The organism is Pseudomonas sp. Eth.TT006 (assembly GCF_054456575.1).
This window is the reverse complement of record NZ_JBTJEN010000008.1, coordinates 236,933-258,384: the sequence shown is the minus strand read 5'-3', so window position 1 is coordinate 258,384 and position 21,452 is coordinate 236,933. Positions and strand designations below refer to the sequence as shown.

The 21,452-nt window shown below is 61.6% G+C and carries 20 protein-coding genes and 1 pseudogene; 12 read left to right on the top strand and 9 right to left on the bottom strand.

The features are described from left to right. Positions 1–80 precede the first annotated feature (80 nt). Positions 81–836, bottom strand: a pseudogene (locus tag ACXR0M_RS15420) (HAMP domain-containing protein); the annotation flags it as partial. A 188-nt stretch (positions 837–1,024) separates the two neighbouring features. Here ACXR0M_RS15420 and ACXR0M_RS15415 point away from each other — a divergent pair. Both ACXR0M_RS15415 and ACXR0M_RS15410 read left to right on the top strand, forming a co-directional pair. Beyond that, complete coding sequence (locus tag ACXR0M_RS15415; protein ID WP_122594408.1) at positions 1,025–1,339, top strand: DUF2388 domain-containing protein; 315 nt, start codon at positions 1,025–1,027, stop codon at positions 1,337–1,339. 68 nt (positions 1,340–1,407) lie between these two features. Then, the gene (locus ACXR0M_RS15410) at positions 1,408–1,830 is read left to right on the top strand and encodes a hypothetical protein (RefSeq protein WP_458832661.1); all 423 of its coding nucleotides are present in this window, start codon (positions 1,408–1,410) and stop codon (positions 1,828–1,830) included. Here ACXR0M_RS15410 and ligD read toward each other — a convergent pair whose 3' ends face one another. From ligD to ACXR0M_RS15395, 3 genes are read right to left on the bottom strand one after another with little or no spacing between them, the layout of a single operon-like run. Then, positions 1,831–4,449 carry a DNA ligase D gene (ligD, locus tag ACXR0M_RS15405; protein WP_458832660.1) on the bottom strand — a complete coding sequence of 873 codons (2,619 nt, stop codon included), beginning with the start codon at positions 4,447–4,449 and terminating at the stop codon, positions 1,831–1,833. A 17-nt stretch (positions 4,450–4,466) separates the two neighbouring features. Then, the gene (locus ACXR0M_RS15400) at positions 4,467–5,420 is read right to left on the bottom strand and encodes a methyltransferase (protein WP_458832659.1); all 954 of its coding nucleotides are present in this window, start codon (positions 5,418–5,420) and stop codon (positions 4,467–4,469) included. 10 nt (positions 5,421–5,430) lie between these two features. Continuing rightward, positions 5,431–6,810, bottom strand: coding sequence for an iron-containing redox enzyme family protein (locus ACXR0M_RS15395; RefSeq protein ID WP_458832658.1), 1,380 nt, complete (start codon positions 6,808–6,810; stop codon positions 5,431–5,433). Between the two features lie 306 nt (positions 6,811–7,116). On the opposite strand from ACXR0M_RS15395, the gene ACXR0M_RS15390 reads away from it, so the two are divergent. Next, the gene (locus ACXR0M_RS15390) at positions 7,117–7,575 is read left to right on the top strand and encodes an REP-associated tyrosine transposase (RefSeq protein WP_458832657.1); all 459 of its coding nucleotides are present in this window, start codon (positions 7,117–7,119) and stop codon (positions 7,573–7,575) included. Between the two features lie 89 nt (positions 7,576–7,664). Here ACXR0M_RS15390 and ACXR0M_RS15385 read toward each other — a convergent pair whose 3' ends face one another. Further along, entirely contained in the window at positions 7,665–8,411 is a 747-nt protein-coding gene (locus ACXR0M_RS15385; RefSeq protein WP_458832656.1) for a tellurite resistance TerB family protein, read from the bottom strand. 249 nt (positions 8,412–8,660) lie between these two features. Between ACXR0M_RS15385 and pcsA the strand changes: the two genes are divergently transcribed. Then, the gene (pcsA, locus tag ACXR0M_RS15380; RefSeq protein ID WP_458832655.1) at positions 8,661–9,383 is read left to right on the top strand and encodes a phosphatidylcholine synthase; all 723 of its coding nucleotides are present in this window, start codon (positions 8,661–8,663) and stop codon (positions 9,381–9,383) included. A gap of 115 nt (positions 9,384–9,498) precedes the next feature. Here the strand turns inward: pcsA and ACXR0M_RS15375 are convergent, their stop codons facing one another. Further along, a complete protein-coding gene (locus tag ACXR0M_RS15375; protein ID WP_458832654.1) occupies positions 9,499–10,311 on the bottom strand; it encodes a class I SAM-dependent methyltransferase in 813 nt (270 codons plus the stop codon). A 214-nt stretch (positions 10,312–10,525) separates the two neighbouring features. Between ACXR0M_RS15375 and ACXR0M_RS15370 the strand changes: the two genes are divergently transcribed. Then, on the top strand, positions 10,526–10,987 hold the full coding sequence (locus ACXR0M_RS15370; protein ID WP_458832653.1) for a GNAT family N-acetyltransferase: 462 nt from the start codon (positions 10,526–10,528) through the stop codon (positions 10,985–10,987). Between the two features lie 44 nt (positions 10,988–11,031). Here the strand turns inward: ACXR0M_RS15370 and ACXR0M_RS15365 are convergent, their stop codons facing one another. Next, positions 11,032–11,295, bottom strand: a complete 264-nt coding sequence (locus ACXR0M_RS15365) for a DUF2790 domain-containing protein (protein ID WP_458832652.1) — start codon at positions 11,293–11,295, stop codon at positions 11,032–11,034. A 230-nt stretch (positions 11,296–11,525) separates the two neighbouring features. Here ACXR0M_RS15365 and ACXR0M_RS15360 point away from each other — a divergent pair, with 230 nt between their 5' ends. The 4 genes from ACXR0M_RS15360 to ACXR0M_RS15345 all read left to right on the top strand — a co-directional run bounded on the left by ACXR0M_RS15360 (position 11,526) and on the right by ACXR0M_RS15345 (position 15,904). Continuing rightward, positions 11,526–12,266 (top strand): response regulator, encoded by a 741-nt coding sequence (locus ACXR0M_RS15360; protein WP_458832651.1) that lies wholly within the window; start codon positions 11,526–11,528, stop codon positions 12,264–12,266. Then, entirely contained in the window at positions 12,263–13,573 is a 1,311-nt protein-coding gene (locus tag ACXR0M_RS15355) for an ATP-binding protein (protein WP_458832650.1), read from the top strand. The genes ACXR0M_RS15360 and ACXR0M_RS15355 overlap by 4 nt, the downstream gene beginning before the upstream one ends. 279 nt (positions 13,574–13,852) lie before the next feature. Next, on the top strand, positions 13,853–14,899 hold the full coding sequence (locus ACXR0M_RS15350) for a class I SAM-dependent methyltransferase (RefSeq protein ID WP_458832649.1): 1,047 nt from the start codon (positions 13,853–13,855) through the stop codon (positions 14,897–14,899). Positions 14,900–15,061: 162 nt separating this feature from the next. Then, positions 15,062–15,904 (top strand): NAD-dependent protein deacetylase, encoded by an 843-nt coding sequence (locus ACXR0M_RS15345; RefSeq protein WP_458832648.1) that lies wholly within the window; start codon positions 15,062–15,064, stop codon positions 15,902–15,904. A gap of 128 nt (positions 15,905–16,032) precedes the next feature. On the opposite strand, the gene ACXR0M_RS15340 is transcribed toward ACXR0M_RS15345, so the two are convergent. After that, entirely contained in the window at positions 16,033–16,908 is an 876-nt protein-coding gene (locus ACXR0M_RS15340; RefSeq protein ID WP_458832647.1) for a LysR substrate-binding domain-containing protein, read from the bottom strand. Positions 16,909–17,194: 286 nt separating this feature from the next. Here ACXR0M_RS15340 and ACXR0M_RS15335 point away from each other — a divergent pair, with 286 nt between their 5' ends. From ACXR0M_RS15335 to ACXR0M_RS15325, 3 genes are read left to right on the top strand one after another with little or no spacing between them, the layout of a single operon-like run. Next, positions 17,195–17,893: a CoA transferase subunit A gene (locus tag ACXR0M_RS15335; protein WP_458832646.1), complete on the top strand. Its 699-nt coding sequence runs from the start codon at positions 17,195–17,197 to the stop codon at positions 17,891–17,893. 26 nt (positions 17,894–17,919) lie between these two features. Next, the gene (locus tag ACXR0M_RS15330; protein ID WP_397483878.1) at positions 17,920–18,585 is read left to right on the top strand and encodes a CoA transferase subunit B; all 666 of its coding nucleotides are present in this window, start codon (positions 17,920–17,922) and stop codon (positions 18,583–18,585) included. A gap of 12 nt (positions 18,586–18,597) precedes the next feature. Beyond that, on the top strand, positions 18,598–19,779 hold the full coding sequence (locus tag ACXR0M_RS15325; RefSeq protein ID WP_458832645.1) for an acetyl-CoA C-acetyltransferase: 1,182 nt from the start codon (positions 18,598–18,600) through the stop codon (positions 19,777–19,779). 233 nt (positions 19,780–20,012) lie between these two features. Here ACXR0M_RS15325 and ACXR0M_RS15320 read toward each other — a convergent pair whose 3' ends face one another. Further along, on the bottom strand, positions 20,013–21,332 hold the full coding sequence (locus ACXR0M_RS15320; RefSeq protein WP_458832644.1) for an Nramp family divalent metal transporter: 1,320 nt from the start codon (positions 21,330–21,332) through the stop codon (positions 20,013–20,015). Positions 21,333–21,452: the final 120 nt, after the last annotated feature.

The following is a 21,452-nucleotide window of genomic DNA, read 5'->3' as shown; positions in this document are numbered from 1 at the left end:
CCCTGGTTCAGTTGCTGACTCATGCCGCTGACACCTTGGGCATTGCGCCGCACCACATCGATCATGTTGCGCAGGTCGCGCTGCATGGTTGCCAGACTGCGGATCAGCGTGCTGGCCTCGTCCTTGCCGGGCGGTTCGCTGATCGGCTCGCTGAGGTTGCCATGGGCGATGCTCTGAGCGATGTGGTTGGCGGATTTCAGCGGCCCCATGATGCTGCGGATGACCCAGCGTCCTTGCGCCAACAGCAGCAACAGGCTGGCGAGCAGGACCACGACGAGCGCGATGTTGGCAGTGCGGATCGTGCTTTCCGTGGCCTTGCCGGTGTCGGCGGTATTGCCTTCGATCAACTCGCTGAGCGCGGCCATCTGCTCTTCAAGCTGGCTGAAAGCGGCGTTGAACGTGCCCAGCTCCCGTTGCGCGCTGTCCGGGTTGTCCAGTGCCTGGCCAACAATGCGCTCGGCCGCGTCGATGTAGGTATCCAGACTGGGCTTGATGTGCTCCAGCGCCGTTTTCTGCGCCGGGTTGAGCGGCAATTTGAGGTTTTCTTCCAGCACTTCACGAAAGTGCGTCGCGTGCTCGTTGATCGAATCGCGCACCTCGGCCGCCGTGCCGGTACTTTTGCCCAGCCCCACCAGCATCGCCGAATACACATCAGCACGCAGCGCGTCGTGCATCATGTCGGCTTCCATGTGATTGCGCAGCGCGGTCATGCTCACCGCATTGTCGTTCACCGCGCCGGACATGCGCGTATTCCCCACATAGCTGACCAGACTCACGATCAGCGCGGTCAGCAGGCTGGTTGCAATCAGCAACAGCAAACGCAATTTGATCGACACCGTGAGTTCCTCCTGAGGCGGGCTGGAATGCGCCTGTCAGGATTTCATTTAAGCCTATTTGGGCAAATCCGCTGTGCAAGAACGTGTCAGCAAGTATCCATCGAGCTGAATGGAACTCCGGCAAGCGGCGCCCCTCTCACATTATGTAATCCTTCCTTTTTGCTTCGCGCTTGTGGAGGACCACCGTCATGCGCAAGTTAGTGCTCGTTTCTTCTCTCCTGTTGTGCCTGCCTGTGGGCTCGGCTCTGGCTCGTGTCGATGCCGGAGACGTTGCCACTTCGGCCGGCGTTTCCGCCTCGCTGTATTCGACCTTCAAGGATCACAAGATGGTGATTCCGGCCCGTGACGACCTGTCTGCGTTCGTCGCCAGCGGCGGTGCGATTCGTGGGGTTTATCTGGAATCGGTGCTGCAACAGGTGCGCCAGGACAACCCTGGCCTCAACGCCAGCGACGAAGACCTCGCCAACGCGATTCTGGTGCATTACGAAGGCCTGAATCAGTAGCTCTCACGACTGGCGCGGCCGATGGACGGCCGCGCACAGTGCATAGGCAAAACAGTCCGACGGCCTCTATGATGGAGGCCATGACGACCCTTGCGCCTGTTGCGCCCTTGCGCTCACCCTGCCCGCCCGGCGCCTGCGATTGCGGGCGCGACGCGTTGCTGGAAATTCCCGGTACCGATCTGCGCATCCTGCGCCTGAGCCGCGATCAGGAAAAAATCCTCCTGGCGCGCCTTGAACAGCTCAAGGACCTCGCCGATCTGCGTCATTTGCAAACGCGGATGTACGAGCAACTGGGCATACGCGTCGAGGTTGCTCCAGGGTTTCATGAAGTGCGCAGCATGCTCGGCATCGAGATTCAGATCGAAGAATTGCCGGGGCTGTGCCGCAAGACACGCAAGACCATCCCGGCGGCGATTCGCCGGGGCCTGAACCAGCGTCCGGAAATCGCCTTCGAACTGCTCAACGCCCACGACTTGCTGCGCGACACCTGATCATTTTTTCAAGCCAACCCGCTTGCGCATCTCTGCGGTGATGCTCTGGCGGGTTTTCTTCAGGTCGGCCCACGGCTCGTCGCCGACCTCGTTCAGGCGCTCATGGACATTGCTGATGTTCCATTGATTGCCGCCCTTGATCTCGGCCACTTCCTCGCGGAACAACGGCACCGACACCGGCAGCCCTTCACGGGTGCGCGCCGCATAGGCACAGATGGTGGTGGCGCCCAGGCCGTTGCGCAGGTAGTCGATGAAAATCCGCCCGACCCGATTTTTCGGCCCGGACACCGCGGAAAAGCGCTCCGGCAACAGCTTGGCCATATGGCTGACCACAGCGTGGCTGAAGTCCTTGACCTCGTCCCAGCCATGCTTGCGGGTCAATGGCACCACCAGATGAATGCCCTTGCCGCCACTGGTTTTCAGGAAGGCCTTGAGCCCCAGTTCATCGAGCACGCTGAGGGTCAGCGCCGTCGCCTCGACCATGCTTTTCCATGGCAGCGCCGGGTCAGGGTCGAGGTCGAGGACGAAGCGATCTGGCTTGTCCAGATCGACCGTCGTGGCGTTCCAGGTGTGCAACTCCACGGTGCTCATCTGCACCGCACCAATCAGCGCTTCGGCGTTGTTGATCAGCATCACCGGTTGGCCGGTGACGTCTTTATCCAGCGTGGTGATGCCGGGGATCGCCAGGCGTTCGGCGTTTTTCTGGAAGAACAGTTCGCCGGCGATGCCATCCGGGGCGCGCACCAAGGCGACCGGACGATCCTTGAGTTGCGGCAGGATCCATTCGGCGACGCTGGCGTAGTATTCGGCCAGTTGCATTTTGGTGGTCCCGCTCACCGCATCAATCACTCGATCGGGATGGGTGATGCGCACCTTGCCGCTGGCGAGGCCGAGCTGCGATGGCCCGGCTTCGGCTTTTTTCGTGGCAGTGGCTTTCTTCGCTGGAGCGGTTTTTTCGGCCGCAGCGGTTTTCTTCGCCGGGCTGGCTTTGGCTGGGGTCTTCACGGATTTCGCTCGCTCCTCGGTAATGGCCTTGGCCGGTTTATCGTTGCGCAAACCATGGAACACGGCGTGGCGCACCGAACCGTCCTTGGTCATTTCGGCGAACGCCACTTCGGCTAAAAGCGTTGGTTTCAGCCAATGCACGCCTTTGGCATCGAAGCCACTTGGCGGATTGACCACCGCGGCTTTCTTCACCTGCAGCGGTTTGAGCTGGGCGAGGATGCTTTTCAGCGTGGTCTGATTGAACCCGGTGCCGACCTTGCCGGCGTAGCGTAACTCGCCGCTGTCGCGATCATGCAGACCCAGCAACAAAGCGCCGAAGGCACTGCGCGCACCTTTCGGATCGGTGTAGCCGACGATCACGAATTCCTGCCGATGCTTGCACTTGAGCTTGATCCAGTCGCTGCTACGCCGCGACACGTAAGGCGAACCGAGACGTTTGCCGATCAATCCTTCCATCTGCATCTGGCAGGCGCTGTTGAGCAGCGCATCCGGGGTTTCGTCGAAGGCTTCGGAAAAGCGCAGCAACGGCTGCTCATGTCCGCACAGCACCGTAGACAGCGCCGCACGGCGCTCTTCAACCGGTACGTCACGCAAGTCGACTCCGTTAAGGTACGGCAAATCAAACAGGTAATAGACGATGTTGCCGCTGCGCCCGGCTTCGAAGGCGTTTTGCAGCGCCTGGAAATCCGGCACGCCTTGTTCGTTAGCCACCACCATTTCGCCGTCCAGCCACGCCGACTCAAGGCCCAGCGCCGCCAGGGCTTGCGCCTGTTGCGGCAGTTTGTGCGTCCAGTCGTGGCCGTTGCGGGTGAACAGTTGCACCTCGCCGTGATCGATGCGCGCCATGATCCGGTAACCGTCGAACTTGATCTCGTAGCTCCACTGCCCTTCAGGCGCGCTGTCGACCAGCGTCGCCAGTTCCGGCTTGAGTTGCGCCGGCAGCTTGGCCTTGCGCGCGCCGGTCAGGGTCCCGGAGGGGGCCTTGCGTGGTTTGGCCGGGGCCTTTTTCACCGGTTTGGCTTGCTCGGCGGCGAGTTTTGGTTTGCTGATCAAAGTGCGATCACTGAGCACGCTGTCCGGCTCGGCGCTGAGCACGTCGTAATCATCCTGCGGGCGCGCGGCGCTGTCCTGATGCTTGATCAGAAACCAGTTCTCTTTCTTGCCCGGCATGTGCGTGCGTACCAGGTTCCAGATGCCGGAAAGCTTCTCGCCCTGCAGCTCGAACTTGAGCTTGCCCTTGGCATAGGCCTTGGCCGGATCCTCCAGCGGAATCCACACGCCGCGATCCCAGACGATCACATCGCCGGCACCGTAATGGCCTTCGGGGATGCTGCCCTCGAATGTCGCGTAATCCAGCGGATGGTCTTCGACATGCACCGCCAGGCGCTTGACCTTGGGGTCGAGTGACGGCCCCTTGGGCACCGCCCAGCTCTTCAGCGCGCCATCGAGTTCCAGGCGAAAGTCATAATGCAGGTGCGAAGCGTCGTGCTTCTGGATGCAGAATTGCAGCGCGTGTTCAGTGGCCTTGCCGCGGCCACGTCGCTTGACCGCGGCCGGTTCCGAGGTCGCCGAGAAATCGCGCATGCGGTTGTAGTCGTCGAGGTTCCTGTTCATGGCGCACCTGCCTTGTTTCAGCCAATGCGGGTCACGGTCAGCGCGACCACGGCGATCCGGTCCACACGTTGGTAGCCGGGGTTCAACAACTCTTCACCGAACACATCGGGATCCAGTTCGCGATAGGTCCAGCCGAACCGCGTCGAGTCCAGCCGTGGCACCACCGTGTCGAGAAACGGATCGCGGCCATCGACCATCGCCACACCGGTGTACAGCAGCAACGAACCACCGGGCGCGAGTCGATTGAGCGCCTGTTCGACGATGCGCAGCGACAGCCCCGCCCCCAGCGAGCCGCCGCCATGCCGGTAGGCGCGTCCGGCCGGATCGGCCATGTACGGCGGGTTGGCGACGATCAGGTCAAATTCGCCGTCGGTGCCTTGCAGCACATCGCTGGTGCGGACTTCGACATTGCTCACCTCGGCCAGGGCCGCGTTGATCGCGGTCAGGCGCAGCGCGGCGGGATTGATGTCCACCGCCAACACCTCGGCTTCACGCCGCGCGCGGGCAATCAGGATGGCGCCGACGCCGGCACCGCAGCCGATGTCCACGGCGCGCTGGATCGGCGCGAAGCTCTGTTGCAGATGCGCGTGAATCAGTTGCGCGAAACGGTAGGTGTCCGGGCCGAAAAATACCGAGTCAGCGGCATCGGTGGGGAATCCCGAATGGACGAAAAGCAGGTCATCCAGACTCGACCAGCGCACCCGGCTTTTCAGGCGACCATCGTAAACGTCGATGACCTGCGCTTCCTGCAATTGCCGCTGTTCGTCAGCGGGCAGCAGCCCCGGTTCGAACGGGCGCGACCAGCCGAACACATCGCGCAGGGTATCGGCGATCTGCCCTTCATCGCGCTGATTGACCCGCTGATGGGTCAACGGCGTTGGCGTGATGAAACGGTAGCCGTCGGCCTGCAAGCGTCGGCCGAGCTGCAACAGCGTGAGGTCGTTGGCGGACAGTTGTTCTTCCTGATTCATCGAGATTTCCTTAACGCAGACTGGATTTGAGTTCGATAAAGCGTCGCGTCGCCAACAGCCCGGCCGGATGGGCGTGACGGGCTGGCGAAAGCCACGGGATCAATGTCGCCATTTGCGCATGGCCATCCTGACCTTGCAGAGCGGCGGTCAGGCGTTGCACATCGGGATCGTGTTCGGGCACAGCAGCTTCCGGTGTTGCGACTTGACGGCTGCGACGTGGCGCCTTGCGTTGATCGGATGGCGTCCAGTCGCCGGCGATCCAGTCGTGCAGCAATTGTTTTTCATAGGGGCTGAATACGCCGAACATCGCTGCGCCGTCGCCGTCGATCAATTGCCAGAAGCGGCTGGCCTGCGGATCTTCGTTGCGTTTGATCCAGCCTTTGTCCTGCATCGCCTGCAGGAACCCAGGCAGTTGTTCAGGGCTGGCCAGCCACTGGTTGACGGTTTTGCCTTCGAAGCGGCAGTAATCGGAATGCATGTGCTGACCGAACGGACGTTTGCGTTCGAGCATCGCCAGCACTTCAGCTTCGAGATCAAAGCCTTCGATGATCGCGCGACTGCCCTGCCCCAAATCGTTGAGCCGATAACCCAGCGACACCCGGCGCAGAAACTCGGCGCGATCAGCTTCCAGCGGCAGCAGGTCGAGCACCGCCTGCACGGCTTTTTGCGCATGGCCGGTGCTGGCGTTGTCGATGGTCACGTGGAGGGTGAAGTAATACGGGTCGATGCCCAGTTCGCTGAGTTCATAGGCGCTGATCAGCAAATGCAACGGCAACTGTTCGTAGCCGAGGTTGTAACCGATCACCTCCGGCAGCAGCGCCTCGCCACAGGCACCGAGTGCCAGTTGCAAAGCGCCTTGCAGATAGCGTTCATCGGCGATTGCGTTGGCGTCCTGCAGACCGTGCTCGGCGAGCAGTTTGCGGTAGATCACCACATGATTTTGCGCCGGGTTGCCGTCACCGAGTTCTTCCAGATAGGTGCACAGCAAGCCGTCGAAACGCGGGTCGCGCCATTGCGGCAGCAAGCCGTAGAGCCACGCACCATCGACCAGTTTGGTCGGCGCCACCGCCTGCAGAAAGTACAGCGCGTGGGCCTTGTTGCTGAAGAACTGGCGCGGCCCGCCGGCCTGGCGTTGTTGCAGGTATTCGGCGTACTGCCGGGCCACCTCGGTGCAACTCTCGGCGACCCAGTCTTGCCATGCAGACGGATCCTGCGGAAGCGCTTCCGGCAACTGCGCGGCGCGCTGCAATTGATCAGCGAGAAAATCCTGCGCGAGGTTCTCCGGCGAATCCTCAAGCAGCAGGGCCTCATAAATGCGCCGCAGGTCACCGTCGGCAAGGATGGGCTGTTGCTGCGCGCTCGGCGCTTGCAGGGAAGTCAGGGCAGTCATTTCAGTCTTCTCGGTCGGTTGGCCTGTCAGGGCGTTGTTTCACGCCTCTACAGAAGCAGAGCAGCCGCTGCGCCGAAAAATTCAATCGGCATGAAAAATGCCCTGACGGACGGCCCGATCAGTGGGTTGACGAATCCCCTGTAGGAGCTGCCGCAGGCTGCGATCTTTTGATGTTGATTTTAAAAGGCAAGATCAAAAGATCGCAGCCTTCGGCAGCTCCTACATTTACATCGTGCAACTACTTGGATTCGCGCTTGGGCCTGGAAACGCTAGTGTTCAGGAACGATGGTTACGGAGGGCAATGGAATGCCTGAAGCCGCAAGCGCATGTGATTTACGCAAGGGACGATATTCGGAGGTCGGGCGGGTTTATTCGTTGACTGTAGTGGTTGAGGAACGTCGGCCGGTTTTTAGCGATTGGCGAATGGGACGCTTGTTGGTTGCACAGATGCGTGCGGCAGATGAGGCCGGCCTGGTTGAATCCTTGGCATGGGTGATCATGCCGGATCACCTGCATTGGCTGGTTGAGCTCAAACAAGGTTCGTTGGCGCAATTGATGTGTCGGGTAAAGGCTAGAAGTTGCCGATCAATCAATTTGATGTCCGGTAGTCAGGGCAGCCTATGGCAACGCGGCTACTACGACCGAGCGCTGCGACGCGATGAAGATTTGAAAGCGGCAGCCCGGTATATCGTCATGAATCCGTTGCGGGCAGGTCTGGTGCAGCGTTTGGGGGATTATCCGTTGTGGGACGCTATCTGGCTTTAAGATCAAAAGATCGCAGCCTTCGGCAGCTCCTACATTGGAATGCGTTCCTCTGTAGGAGCTGCCGCAGGCTGCGATCTTTTGACGTTGCTTCAAGCTGTGCCTTTCGCCTGTTGTTCCAGATGCACCTGCAACTCAGGATCAATCCCCAACGCAGCCGCCAGTTCGTCAAGATAATTGCGTTCAGCGTCCTGCTGATCGTCCACCAGCATCACGCTGGCCAGGTACATTTCGGCGGCGACGGCTTTATCTCCATTCGCCGACTGTGCCACTTCTCTAGCGTCCAATGGCTTGGCGACTTCAGCGTCAAGCCATTGCTGTAACTGCGGATCGTCGGTGTGTTTACCTATTTCACTACTGATCAAATGTTTCTCTGATTCATCAATACGACCATCAGCCTTTGCCGCGGCAATCAACGCCCGCAACACCGCATGACCGTGCTCCTCGACCTCAGGCCCGGCCAGCAGGTCCGCCGTCTGCGGGATCTGTTGCGGCGCCGCCGATGCCTGACTGCGTTGCCAGGCCTGATACGCCTGGAATGCCATCATCCCCAGCGAGGCCAGCGCTGCGTAGTTAGTGCCGCCTGAGCGGCTTTGCGTACCGCCGCCGAGTGCGCCACCCAAACCACCGCCGCTACCACCGCCAAGCAGTCCACCGAGCAACCCACCCAGACCGCCCAACACACCGGCCTGTGCCCCGCCGCTGCCAGAGCCGCCGCCCAACAGACCGCCGAGCAAGCCGCCCAGCCCACCCAGGCCAGCGCCAGCCGGAGCAGCACCTTGTTGTCCTGCCGAGGCCTGGCCTCGCAGCAGTTGTTCGAGCAAATCGCTGGTGTTCATGATCGTGTCCTCAAGCGTGGGCAGTGACTGCGTCAGGCAACGATAGACCGCCGCAGCCATCGCGCCAGCACCGTCTGGCCGACATCTGCGGATTTCACCGAGGTATTTTTGGTGCGGCCAGCTAAGATTCAAAGGTGGTGAACCTTATCCCGGCCAATCCGGTCGATAGCTGCAACCCGACCCGGTTTGCCGGCGCCCTTTGCCCAAGGGTGATACCCGGCATGCTGCACTTTTCTGGAGAACGCCCCCGTGATATCGACCGTACACATCGCCAGGCTCAAAGCATGGGGCGCCCATGGCTTTACCGCGACCGGCGTGGTCACCGCCTTCCTGGCGACCCTCGCGCTGCTGGAAAACCAGGCGACCCATTGCCTGATGTGGCTGGGCGTAGCCTTGATCGTTGACGGTCTCGACGGCGCCTTGGCGCGCAAGGTCAATGTGCAATCGGTGCTGCCGAGTTTCGACGGTTCGATCCTCGATCTGGTGATCGATTACCTGACCTACGTATTCATCCCGGCGCTGTTCATCTACCGCTACATTCCCCTGCCCGATTACACCTTGTTGCTGAGCGTATCGCTGATTCTGGTGTCGTCGCTGTTCTGCTTCTGCAACGTCAACATGAAGAGCAAGGACAACTACTTTGTCGGTTTCCCGGCGGCGTGGAACGTGGTCGCCCTGTGCCTGTACATCATCGGCCCCGGGCCGTGGCTCACTTTTCTGACCATCATCGGTCTGGCGCTGCTGACCGTTACCCGGATGAAGTTCCTCCACCCGTTCCGCGTGCGCCGATTCATGCCGATCAACATCGCGGTAACGGCGATCTGGCTGCTGTGCAGCCTGTCGCTGGTACTTAACCACCCGGTGATCAACCCGCTGGTGATGGGCTTGTGGCTGCTGATGTCGGCGTACTTCCTGGGCATCTGCATCTGGCGCACAGCGCTGGAGTGGTTTGACCGGGCGCAATTGAAATAACCAGCACATCCCCTGTAGGAGCTGCCGCAGGCTGCGATCTTTTGATTTTGTTTTTGCAAAGCAAGATCAAAAGATCGCAGCCTGCGGCAGCTCCTACAGGGGTTTTATGCGGCGTTCAGCGTTTGGTAATCACCACCTCCAGATACTCGCTCGGCACCACCAGCGATCCCTCCCCTGCCCGATTCGATCGGTTCAGCAGATCCGCCAGATCACTCTCCAGCGCCTGCGCGCTTTCCGGCGGTAGCGCGGCGAAGGCTTTGTGCACCGGGCCATACCAGTGGCGGAAAATGTCGATGAAATGCGCTGCCGAGCGATAGCGGAAGTTGAAGGTACGGCGCGTCACCTGCAGCAGGAAGTCACGGCCCTGAAAATGTTCGTGCAACCATTCTTCACTGCCCCAGTTCGACGGTGGCTGGGCCACGGCGGGTGGCGGCACATGGCGCCCCAGCAGTTTGAACATCTGCCCGACGAAGCCCTCCGGCGTCCAGTTCGCCAGGCCGATGCGCCCGCCCCGCCGGCAGACCCGCGCCAGTTCTGCGGCAGCGGTGGCTTGATCAGCGGCGAACATCACACCGAAGGTCGAGAGCACCGCGTCGTAACTTTCATCGGCAAACGGCAACGCTTCGGCATCGGCAACCTGAAAAATCACCTCCAGATGCTCGGCCCGCGCCCGGTCCTGTCCGCGTTCCAGCAGCGCCGCCACGTAGTCGGTGGAGGTTACCTGACAACCACGCCGCGCCGCCGCCAACGTGGCATTGCCATTGCCGGCGGCGACATCCAGCACTGCATCATCGCAGCGCAGGTCGCAGGCCTCGGCAAGGTTTTCGCCGACGATCTGCAAGGTGGTGCCAATCAGCGCATAGTCGCCGCTGGCCCAGGCGACTTTCTGGCGTTCTTTCAGGGCCGTCAGATCAATCGGAGTAGTCATCAATTGTGCTCCACTGCAGGTGGCAGAACCCATTCAATCACTATCGCGCCGAGGGTCGTCCGCGTCCCTGCCAATCGTCCGAAGAGCCAGTAAAACCAGGGTCCGGCCGATGAATGGCGGGGATTTGTAAAGCCGCCGAAACACTGCAGGGATTGCCATTCGCCACGGCAATCGGCTTTTATGCTTGCCCGTGTTCCGAGAATGGATTCCCGTCATGTCCCTGCGCCTCGAATGGCTCGTCGATCACCTGCAGCACAGCGACACCTACGCCGCGTGGATCCACCGGCAATTTGCCTATGAATACGCCGAGCAACCCTTGGCCGAGTGGCAGCGCGAGTTCGCTGACGGCCAGAGCAATGGCGACTGGCCGTGCCTGATTGCGCTGGATGGCGACCGACTGCTCGGCGGCGCGGCGCTGGCCCGTGCGGATCTGGCCCTGCGCCCGGATCTCGGCCCGTGGCTGGCGTGTGTATTTGTCAGCCCGCAGGCCCGTGGCCAGGGTCTGGCGGAACGCTTGATCGAAGGCATCAGTCAGGCGGCGAAACAGCGTGGTTTCGCGCGACTCTACCTGCACACGCAGAACAAACAGGACTACTACGCTAAACGCGGCTGGGCAATGCTGGAGCGTTTTCAGGCCTGGGACAACGAGCAATGGCTCATGGCGCGCGACCTGTGAACCATTGATCTGCGCGACCGGCGACTGCGGATGCCGATGAACACTCAGTTCTCGCTGGTGCAGCCATCGGCGAATTTGCGGTAATCCAGCACCTGGGTCTTGCCCGCGGAATCGAGGTAAGTCATGCGTGCATCGACGATGCCACAGGCGACTGAAGTGTCCTCGGTCATCGACAGCACTTTCTGCACGTCCAGGTGTGTGCCGTAAGTGTAGGTGTGCGGGGTGGTGGCGGCTTCGGCACGGGCCGACAGGGTGCAGATGTTCAGCGCGGCGAACAGGCAGGCGGCGATGACGGATTTGTTGTTCATGGCGAGTACCTCAAGGCGGTTGGGGAGTTGAGCCGAGGCAATCTGTGGGTGGGCCTCGATGGAGCCTATTTGAGGCGCGCGAGGTATCGCGTCTGTGTCTGGAAACGCCCGCTATGACTCGCTGTGTATCTGTGCCACCCGCAGATACACTGCAATACAAACCCGGGCAGGCGAACCGGCGCAGTCTCGATAGACTGCACGGCATTGCCCTTGATAGAGGTTGTGCAGCGATGGAACATGTCGATCACATTCTGATCGTCGACGACGACCGCGAGATCCGCGAACTGGTCGGCAATTACCTGAAGAAGAACGGTCTGCGCACCACGGTGGTCGCTGATGGCCGGCAGATGCGCAGTTTTCTCGACGCCAATACCGTCGACCTGATCGTGCTCGACATCATGATGCCCGGTGACGACGGCCTGCAGCTGTGCCGCGAATTGCGCGTAGGCAAACACAAGGCCACGCCGGTACTGATGCTCACCGCGCGCAACGATGAAACCGACCGCATCATCGGCCTGGAAATGGGCGCCGACGATTACCTGACCAAGCCGTTCGCCGCCCGCGAGCTGCTGGCGCGGATCAACGCGGTGCTGCGCCGCACGCGGATGCTGCCACCGAATCTGGTGGTTACCGAAAGCGGCCGGCTGCTGGCGTTCGGCCGTTGGCAACTGGACACCTCCGCCCGGCACTTGCTGGATCAGGACGGCACGCTAGTGGCCCTGAGCGGTGCCGAGTACCGCCTGTTGCGGGTATTTCTCGATCACCCGCAGCGGGTGCTCAGCCGTGATCAGTTGCTCAACCTGACACAGGGCCGCGAGGCCGATCTATTCGACCGCTCGATTGATCTGCTGGTCAGCCGCCTGCGCCAGCGTCTGCTCGACGATGCGCGCGAACCGGCCTACATCAAGACTGTGCGCAGCGAGGGTTATGTGTTCTCGCTGCCGGTGGAAATCCTCGGGGCCTCGGCATGAGTTTCAAGCTGCAGTGGCCGCGCACCTTGGCGTCGCGCCTGTCGCTGATTTTTCTGGTGGGGCTGATCCTCGCGCAGGCGCTGTCGTTCGGCGCGCAGTATTACGAGCGTTTCCAGAGCGCCCGCAGCACCATGCTCGGCAACATGCGCAACGACGTCGCGACCTCGATCGCCATCCTCGACCGCCTGCCCGCGCAGGAACGCCCGGCCTGGCTGAGCCGCCTTGGCCGCACCAACTACGATTATCTGTTGCGCGACAGCGATCCCGGCGTGCCGTTCGACCGCGCGGCCGACGATCTGCCGGTGGCGGTGAACTCGATCACCGCGGCGGTCGACGGTAGTCATCCGCTGACCTTTACCCGGTTTGCCGGCGAGCAAAAACACTTTCAGGCCCAAGTGCGCCTCAGCGATGGCAGTCCGGTGACCATCGATGTGCGCCCCGCCATGCCGCCGCTGTCGCCGTGGCTGCCGGGGGTTTTGCTCGGGCAACTGGTGCTTCTGATCGCCTGCACTTGGCTGGCGGTGCGCATCGCCATCCGCCCCCTCGTGCGCCTCGCCAATGCCGTGGAAACTCTCGACCCCAACGCGCACCCGGTGATGCTCGACGAACGCGGCCCGACCGAAGTGGCCTACGCCGCGCGAGCCTTCAACTCGATGCAGGCGCGCATCGCTGCGTATCTGAAAGAGCGCATGCAACTGCTGGCGGCCATCTCCCATGACCTGCAAACCCCGATCACCCGCATGAAGCTGCGCGCCGAGTTCATGGATGACTCGGTGGAGAAAGACAAATTGTGGAACGACCTTGGCGAGATGGAACATCTGGTGCGCGAAGGCGTGGCGTACGCCCGCAGCATCCACGGTTCGACCGAAGAAAGCCGGCGTACCGACCTCGACTCGTTCCTCGACAGTCTGGTGTTCGACTATCAGGACATGGGCAAGGACGTGCAGTTGCAGGGCAAGAGCGCGGCGGTGATCACCACCCGACCGCAGGCCCTGCGCCGGGTGCTGGTGAACCTCACCGATAACGCGCTGAAGTTTGCCGGGGCGGCGCAGCTGCAGGTCGAGACCGGCGCCGGCCTGTCGATCAAGGTCATGGATCGCGGCCCGGGGATTGCCGAAGCCGAGTTGCAGCAGGTCATGCAGCCGTTCTACCGGGTGGAAAACTCGCGCAACCGCAGTACTGGCGGCACCGGTCTCGGCCTGGCAATCGCTCAGCAACTGGCCATTGCCCTCGGCGGCTCGCTGACCCTGAGCAACCGCGAAGGCGGCGGGTTGTGTGCGGAGTTGAAGTTGCCGCTGCACTCCTAAGCAACACAAATCCCCTGTAGGAGTGAGCCTGCTCGCGATTGCGATATGTCTGGCAACTTGTTTGTGACTGACACACCGCCATCGCGAGCAGGCTCACTCCTACAGGGGATTTGCAAACCCTGCAGATTGCCCCAGCCCGGCTAGACTGATGGATGACCCAGTCGAGGGGGCTGCAGGACGCATCATCTCGCCCTGCCCGCATCCACGACCACCGCCCGGTGGCGTCTGCCTCGACCTTCACCGCCGCCGGACTGTGATCCTGTTTCAGGAGCACATGTGATGGACGAGGCCCGACTCAACGCATTCATGGGCAAACTGGTCAACGACATGGGCGGCGCCGCGATGCTGGCGAACGTCATTGTTGGCGAAGAACTCGGGCTGTACCGGGCGATGGCCGACAGTCAGCCGACCACCGCGCAAGCCCTCGCCGAAAAAACCACCTGCAACCCGCGTCTGGTGCGTGAATGGCTCAGCGCGCACGCCGCGTCCGGCTACATGGAACATCACGATGGCCAGTTTCGCCTGCCGGAAGAACAGGCGCTGGCACTCGCCGTCGAAGACTCACCGGTGTACGTCGCTGGCGGCCTCGGCGTGGTTGCCTCGTTTTTCCACGACAAGGACAAACTGGTCAAGGCCATGCGCGGCAACGGCGCCCTGCCCTGGGGTAATCACCACCCGTGCATGTTCAGCGGTACCGAGCGCTTCTTCCGCCCCGGCTACAAAGGCCATTTGATCGCTGAATGGCTGCCGGCGCTGGACGGCGTCGTAGCGAAACTCGAAAAAGGCGCCAGCGTCGCCGACATCGGCTGTGGCCACGGCGCCTCGACGGTGATCATGGCTCAGGCATTTCCGAACTCGCGCTTCGTCGGCTTCGACTACCACGCGCCGTCGATCAGCGTCGCCACCCAGCGTGCCGAGGAAGGCGGGGTCAGCAGCCGGACGCAATTCTTCCAGAACACCGCGAAAAACTATCCCGGCCGCGACTATGACCTGATCTGCTATTTCGACTGCCTGCATGACATGGGCGACCCGGTCGGCGCCGCCCGGCATGCCTACCAATCGTTGAAGGACGACGGCACGGTGCTGCTGGTCGAGCCGTTCGCCAACGATGCGCTGGACGACAACATCAACCCGGTCGGACGCCTGTTTTACGCGGCATCGACGTTTATCTGCACACCGAATTCGCTGTCGCAGGAAGTCGGCCTCGGGCTCGGTGCGCAAGCCGGAGAAATGCGCCTGCGCAAAGTATTTACCGAGGCCGGGTTCAAGCATTTTCGCCGGGCGACGCAAACGCCGTTCAACCTGATTCTGGAGGCGCGCAAATAAATTTATCTGGACTGACCTTGTGGTGAGGGGGCTTGCCCCCGTTGGACTGCGCAGCAGGCCCGCTTTTTGAGGGTTGCTCCGCAACCCGACGGGGGCAAGCCCCCCTCACCACAAAGGTAGGTGCTAATCTGCTTGGCACTCAATTGCCCCGGAGTGCTGACCATGCTCGACAGCCCGATCCGCGAAAACCTCGACACCCTGCAACAGGTCATGGCCGATGGCGGCTTTGTGGTGCTGACCGGGGCTGGCATCAGTACGCCGTCAGGGATCCCGGATTACCGCGACAGCGAGGGCGTGCGTCGGGGTCGGCAACCGATGATGTATCAAGAGTTTCTCGCCGCCCCCGAATCCCGGCGTCGCTATTGGGCGCGGGCCATGCTCGGCTGGCCGCGGGTGCGTCAGGCGCAACCGAATGCGGCGCATACGGCACTGGCCGAGTTGCAGCGTCAGGGACGGATCAGCGCGTTGATCACGCAGAACGTCGACACTCTGCACGATCAGGCCGGCAGTCAGGACGTGATCGAATTGCACGGCAGTCTGCACCGGGTGCTGTGCCTGGACTGCGGCCAGCGCAGCGCGCGTGATGAGATTCAGCAACGGATGGTCGAGGAGAATCCGTATCTGGCCGGGGTCGACGCGGTGCAGGCGCCGGACGGCGACACCCTGCTCGATCCGGCGTTCGAAGCACGTTTCCAGACCCCGCGCTGCCCTTATTGCGCCGGTGAACGGATGAAGCCGGACGTGGTGTTCTTCGGCGAGAACGTAGCGCAGCCAACGGCAGCGCGCGCCATGGACGCCGTGGAAAATGCCGACGGTTTGCTGGTGGTGGGCTCATCGCTGATGGCGTATTCGGCGTTTCGGCTGTGCCGGGTGATTGCCGATTGCGGCAAGCCGTTGATTGCGATCAACCTGGGCAAGACCCGCGCCGATGACTTGCTGGATCTGAAGATCGAAGCGTCATGCGAACAACTGCTGCCGTTGCTGACACAACGCCTGACCACCTGACCCCACAAATCCCCTGTAGGAGCTGCCGAAGGCTGCGATCTTTTGACTTTGTTTTTTAGAAGCAAGATCAAACGATCGCAGCCTGCGGCAGCTCCTACAGGGGCACCGATTCCAAATTCAGTTCAGGCTCAATGCTCAGCCTTGAGAATATCGAACAACGCCTGCGCCGCCGCCGACAGTTCATTACCCGGTTCAGTCAGCACGCCAATCGCCCGCTCCACCGAGTCATTCAAAGTCAGGCAGCACGCGCCCAGCTCGCTCATCTGCTCGGCACACAACGCCGGCACCGCACTGACGCCCAGGCCGCTGGCGACCATGCGCCCGACCGTTGCCAGTTGATGGCTTTCAAATTCCACCGGCAGTTTCAGGCCTCGGGCCTGCAGGTGTTCTTCGAGCATCACGCGCACGGTTGACGGTCGTTGCAGGGTAATGAACGGTTCCTGCAGCAAGGTCTGCCAGTCGATCTCACCGCGCTCGGCCAGTGCGCAATCCTGCGGCACCACGGCGACAAAACGATCCAGATACAGCGGGGTGAATGTCAGCGAGGTGTTCTGCATCGGCTCGAACGCCACGCCCAGTTCCACCTGGCGGTCGCGGACCATTTCCAGCACTTGCTCGTTGATCACGTCGTTGACCGTGACGTTGACGTTCGGATAGCGCGCGCGAAACGTCTTGAGGATCGGCGGCAGCAGGTTGCCGGCAAACGATGGCATGGCCGCCAGCGTCACCCGTCCGCGTTGCAGGCTGAAGCGCTGGCGCATTTCATCTTCGGCGTTGTCCCAGTCGGCAATCAGGCGCCGCGCCAGCGGCAGCAGCGACTCGCCCTCGGCAGTCAGCGCCACGTTGCGCGTGTTGCGGCTGAACAAGCGCCCGCCCAGGCCCTCTTCCAGCGCCTTGATGGTCAGGCTCAGCGCCGACTGCGACAGGTGCAGGCGCTCGCAGGCCACGGCGAAGCTCAGGCTCTGGGCCACGGCGAGAAAGGCGCGGATCTGTTTGATGGTCATACTGGATAGCGTCCCATGGTAATCGCCATACAACCTGTAGGAGCTGCCGCAGGCTGCGATCTTTTGATTTTGTTTTTAAAGATCAAGATCAAAAGATCGCAGCCTTCGGCAGCTCCTACAGGGAAATTGTCGTTGATGAACGTTTCCACAAAACGATCAAAGCGGCGAATTGTTGAGTTTTATCTATCAATCAACCTTAAAAATCAACTTAACAAATATATCTTCCAGCGCGACACTCCAGTCATTCGGCTAGCCAGCCGCCCGACAGACAATAAAAGAGGTGCATATGGCAGGTTTCGACAAGCGTGTGAGTTCCTACGAGGAAGCCTTGGCCGGGCTTGAAGACGGCATGACCGTGATCGCCGGCGGCTTCGGCCTGTGCGGCATTCCGGAAAACCTGATCGCCGAGATCAAGCGCAAGGGCACCCGCGACCTTACCGTGGTTTCCAACAACTGCGGCGTCGACGGGTTCGGCCTCGGCGTGCTGTTGACCGACCGCCAGATCAGCAAGGTCATCGCCTCCTACGTCGGTGAAAACAAACTGTTCGAAGAGCAACTGCTCAAGGGCGAGATCGAGGTGATCCTGACCCCGCAAGGCACCCTCGCCGAGAAAATGCGCGCAGGCGGTGCCGGCATCCCGGCCTTCTTTACCGCCACCGGCGTCGGCACCCCGGTCGCCGAAGGCAAGGAAGTGCGTGAATTCAAGGGTCGCAAGTACCTGATGGAAGAATCGATCATCGGCGACTTCGCCATCGTCAAAGGCTGGAAAGCCGACCATTTCGGCAACGTCGTCTACCGCCACACCGCGCAGAACTTCAACCCGCTGGCGGCCACCGCCGGCAAGATCACCGTGGTCGAAGTCGAAGAAATCGTCGAACCCGGCGAGCTGGATCCGTCGCAGATCCACACCCCCGGCATCTACGTCGACCGGGTCATTTGCGGCACGTTCGAAAAACGCATCGAACAGCGCACCATCCGCAAATAACTCAAGCCCAGACGGAGAACAACAACATGGCACTTTCCCGCGAACAAATGGCTCAGCGCGTCGCCCGCGAAATGCAGGACGGCTTCTACGTCAACCTCGGTATCGGCATTCCGACCCTGGTCGCCAACTACATTCCCGACGGCATGGAAGTCATGCTGCAATCGGAAAACGGTCTGCTCGGCATGGGGCCGTTCCCCACCGAAGACACGATTGATGCCGACATGATCAACGCCGGCAAACAGACTGTCACCGCGCGTATCGGCGCGTCAATCTTCAACTCCGCCGAATCCTTCGCGATGATCCGTGGCGGGCATGTCGACCTGACCGTGCTCGGTGCGTTCGAAGTCGACGTCGAGGGCAACATCGCCTCGTGGATGATTCCCGGCAAACTGGTCAAGGGCATGGGCGGCGCGATGGACCTGGTGGCTGGCGCCGACAACATCATCGTGATCATGACCCACGCGTCCAAGGACGGTGAGTCGAAACTGTTATCCAAGTGCAGCCTGCCGCTGACCGGCGCCGGTTGCATCAAGCGCGTGCTGACCGACCTCGCCTACCTGGAAATCGAAAATGGCGCTTTTGTCCTCAAGGAACGCGCACCTGGCGTCAGCGTCGAGGAAATCGTCGCCAAAACCGCTGGTAAACTGATCGTCCCGGATCACGTACCGGAAATGCAGTTCGCTGCCCAGTGAGGAATTCGAAAAATGCAAGACGTCGTAATTGTTGCCGCCACGCGCACCGCGATCGGCAGTTTCCAGGGCTCCCTGGCCAGTGTGTCCGCGGTTGATCTGGGCGCGGCGGTGATCCGCCAATTGCTTGAACAGACCGGTCTGGACGGCGCGCAGGTCGATGAAGTGATCATGGGCCAGGTGCTGACGGCCGGTGCCGGCCAGAACCCGGCGCGTCAGGCCGCAATCAAGGCCGGCCTGCCCCACGCCGTGCCGGCCATGACCCTGAACAAGGTCTGCGGCTCGGGCCTCAAGGCCCTGCATCTGGGCGCGCAAGCGATCCGTTGCGGTGACGCCGAAGTGATCATCGCCGGTGGTCAGGAGAACATGAGCCTGTCCAACTACGTCATGCCGGGCGCACGCACCGGTCTGCGCATGGGCCATGCGCAAATGGTCGACACCATGATCAGCGACGGCCTGTGGGATGCATTCAACGACTACCACATGGGCATCACCGCGGAAAATCTGGTCGACAAGTACCAGATCAGCCGCGAACAGCAGGACGCTTTCGCCGCTGCCTCGCAGCAGAAAGCCGCCGCCGCCATCGAAGCCGGGCGCTTCATTGATGAGATCACCCCGATCCTGATTCCGCAGCGCAAAGGTGACCCTGTTGCGTTCAAAGTGGATGAGCAACCGCGCGGCGACACCACCGCCGAATCCCTGGCGAAACTGCGCCCGGCGTTCAAGAAGGACGGCAGCGTCACCGCCGGCAATGCCTCGTCGCTGAACGATGGCGCCGCTGCAGTGATCCTGATGAGCGCGGAAAAAGCCAAGGCTCTGGGCCTGCCGGTGCTGGCGAAAATCGCTGCCTACGCCAACGCGGGCGTCGATCCGGCGATCATGGGCATCGGCCCGGTCTCGGCCACCCGCCGCTGCCTGGACAAGGCCGGCTGGAACATCGGCCAGCTCGACCTGATCGAAGCCAACGAAGCGTTCGCCGCGCAATCGCTGGCAGTGGCCAAGGATCTGCAATGGGATCTGAACAAGGTCAACGTCAACGGCGGCGCCATCGCCCTCGGTCACCCGATCGGTGCATCGGGCTGCCGGGTGCTGGTGACCCTGCTGCACGAGATGATCAAACGTGATGCGAAAAAAGGTTTGGCGACCTTGTGCATCGGCGGCGGTCAGGGTGTGGCGCTGGCGCTGGAACGCGGTTAACCATCGAGTTCAACGGCGGGCGGTGGATCCACGACATCCGCCGCTCGCTGGCGACAAAACACCCGGTGTGACTTGCGTTGCACCGGGTGTTTTTTTGTCTGTTCCAGATATTCGCTGAATGTTCTGACGCCTTCGCGAGCAAGCCCGCTCCCACAGGGGATTTGTGAACCCGATCCAATGTGGGAGCGAGCTTGCTCGCGAAGAGGCCGGCGCCGGCAACACAAAAGCTGGGTTCACACCACCATTTGCAAAATCAACCACGCATTCGCCCCACTGATCACGGCAAACAGCCCCCACGCCAAAACCCGCGTCGGCAGCCGGTTCACAAACGGCCCCATCAGTTGCTTGTCACTGGTCATGCGGATCAACGGGTACAGCGCAAACGGCAGTTGCAGGCTCAGCACCACCTGACTCAACACCAGCAGCTTGCCCACCGCGTTATCGCCCATCAGCCACACGCCGATGAATGCCGGGATCAACGCCAGGCCGCGAGTGATCAAGCGTCGTTGCCAGCAGGGAATCCGCAGGTTCAGATAGCCTTCCATGATCACCTGCCCGGCGATGGTCCCGGTGAAGGTTGAGCTCTGCCCCGACGCCAGCAACGCCACACCGAACAGCACACTGGCCAGGGCGCCGCCCACCAGCGGATCGAGCAGGTGATAGGCGTCCTGAATATCGACCACGTCGGTGTGCCCGGACTGGTGAAACGCAGCCGCCGCCAGAATCAGGATCGCCGCGTTGACCAGCAGCGCCAGGGCCAGCGAACCGATGGTATCGATGCGCGCCAGCTTCACCGCGTCCTGCTTGCTCGGCAGATCCTTGCCGATCATCCGCGTCTGCACGATCGAGGTGTGCAGGTAGAGGTTATGCGGCATCACCGTGGCGCCGAGAATGCCGATCGCCAGGTACAACGGCGCCGCATCGCTGATCGCCGAGAGCGACGGCTTGAAGCCGCCGAACACGTCCGGCCAGTAAGGTTTGATCAGCACCAGTTCGACGAAGAAACACACGCCGATGGTCGCCACCAGCACCAGCATGATTGCTTCCAGGCGGCGGAAGCCACGGTTTTGCAGGGCCAGCACCAGCAGCGTGTCGAACGCGGTCAGGGCGATGCCGAAGGTCAACGAACAACCGAGCAACAGGTGAAACGCCAGCGCGCAGCCAAGCACTTCGGCGAGGTCGGTGGCGATGATCGAGATTTCCGCCAATACCCATTGCAGGCGCGCGGTCGGAGTGCTGTAGCGTTCGCGGGACAACTGTGCCAGATCGCGCCCGGTGGCGATGCCCAGGCGCGAACACAGGCACTGCACGACCATCCCCGCCAGACTCGCCAGCAGCACCACAAACAGCAGGCTGTAACCAAACCGCGACCCGGCCTCGATGGCGGTGGCCCAGTTGCCCGGGTCCATGTAGCCAATCGACACCAGCAACCCGGGGCCGGCAAAGCGCAGCACACGCTTGAAGAACGAGGCGTTCGGGTCAACCGCGACACTGCCGGCCACTTCCGGCGGGCAGAACGGCGCGGTGGCGATTTTGGGTAAGCTGAATTTCACGCACACATCCAGAAACAAGTCAAAAAGACGCAGCTTAGACGTTTCAGTTGAAGCGTTGAAGCAGCAGTTCCGACATTGGAATGCGTTCCCCTGTAGGAGCCGCCGCAGGCTGCGATCTTT

Excerpts from the sequence above, each read along its gene's own strand:
- ACXR0M_RS15415 (WP_122594408.1), top strand. The coding sequence starts at position 1,025 with ATGCGCAAGTTAGTGCTCGTTTCTTCTCTCCTGTTGTGCCTGCCTGTG.
- ACXR0M_RS15410 (WP_458832661.1), top strand. The coding sequence starts at position 1,408 with ATGATGGAGGCCATGACGACCCTTGCGCCTGTTGCGCCCTTGCGCTCA.
- ligD (WP_458832660.1), bottom strand. The coding sequence starts at position 4,449 with ATGAACAGGAACCTCGACGACTACAACCGCATGCGCGATTTCTCGGCG.
- ACXR0M_RS15400 (WP_458832659.1), bottom strand. The coding sequence starts at position 5,420 with ATGAATCAGGAAGAACAACTGTCCGCCAACGACCTCACGCTGTTGCAG.
- ACXR0M_RS15395 (WP_458832658.1), bottom strand. The coding sequence starts at position 6,810 with ATGACTGCCCTGACTTCCCTGCAAGCGCCGAGCGCGCAGCAACAGCCC.
- ACXR0M_RS15390 (WP_458832657.1), top strand. The coding sequence starts at position 7,117 with ATGCCTGAAGCCGCAAGCGCATGTGATTTACGCAAGGGACGATATTCG.
- ACXR0M_RS15385 (WP_458832656.1), bottom strand. The coding sequence starts at position 8,411 with ATGAACACCAGCGATTTGCTCGAACAACTGCTGCGAGGCCAGGCCTCG.
- ACXR0M_RS15375 (WP_458832654.1), bottom strand. The coding sequence starts at position 10,311 with ATGACTACTCCGATTGATCTGACGGCCCTGAAAGAACGCCAGAAAGTC.
- ACXR0M_RS15370 (WP_458832653.1), top strand. The coding sequence starts at position 10,526 with ATGTCCCTGCGCCTCGAATGGCTCGTCGATCACCTGCAGCACAGCGAC.
- ACXR0M_RS15365 (WP_458832652.1), bottom strand. The coding sequence starts at position 11,295 with ATGAACAACAAATCCGTCATCGCCGCCTGCCTGTTCGCCGCGCTGAAC.
- ACXR0M_RS15360 (WP_458832651.1), top strand. The coding sequence starts at position 11,526 with ATGGAACATGTCGATCACATTCTGATCGTCGACGACGACCGCGAGATC.
- ACXR0M_RS15355 (WP_458832650.1), top strand. The coding sequence starts at position 12,263 with ATGAGTTTCAAGCTGCAGTGGCCGCGCACCTTGGCGTCGCGCCTGTCG.
- ACXR0M_RS15350 (WP_458832649.1), top strand. The coding sequence starts at position 13,853 with ATGGACGAGGCCCGACTCAACGCATTCATGGGCAAACTGGTCAACGAC.
- ACXR0M_RS15345 (WP_458832648.1), top strand. The coding sequence starts at position 15,062 with ATGCTCGACAGCCCGATCCGCGAAAACCTCGACACCCTGCAACAGGTC.
- ACXR0M_RS15340 (WP_458832647.1), bottom strand. The coding sequence starts at position 16,908 with ATGACCATCAAACAGATCCGCGCCTTTCTCGCCGTGGCCCAGAGCCTG.
- ACXR0M_RS15335 (WP_458832646.1), top strand. The coding sequence starts at position 17,195 with ATGGCAGGTTTCGACAAGCGTGTGAGTTCCTACGAGGAAGCCTTGGCC.
- ACXR0M_RS15330 (WP_397483878.1), top strand. The coding sequence starts at position 17,920 with ATGGCACTTTCCCGCGAACAAATGGCTCAGCGCGTCGCCCGCGAAATG.
- ACXR0M_RS15325 (WP_458832645.1), top strand. The coding sequence starts at position 18,598 with ATGCAAGACGTCGTAATTGTTGCCGCCACGCGCACCGCGATCGGCAGT.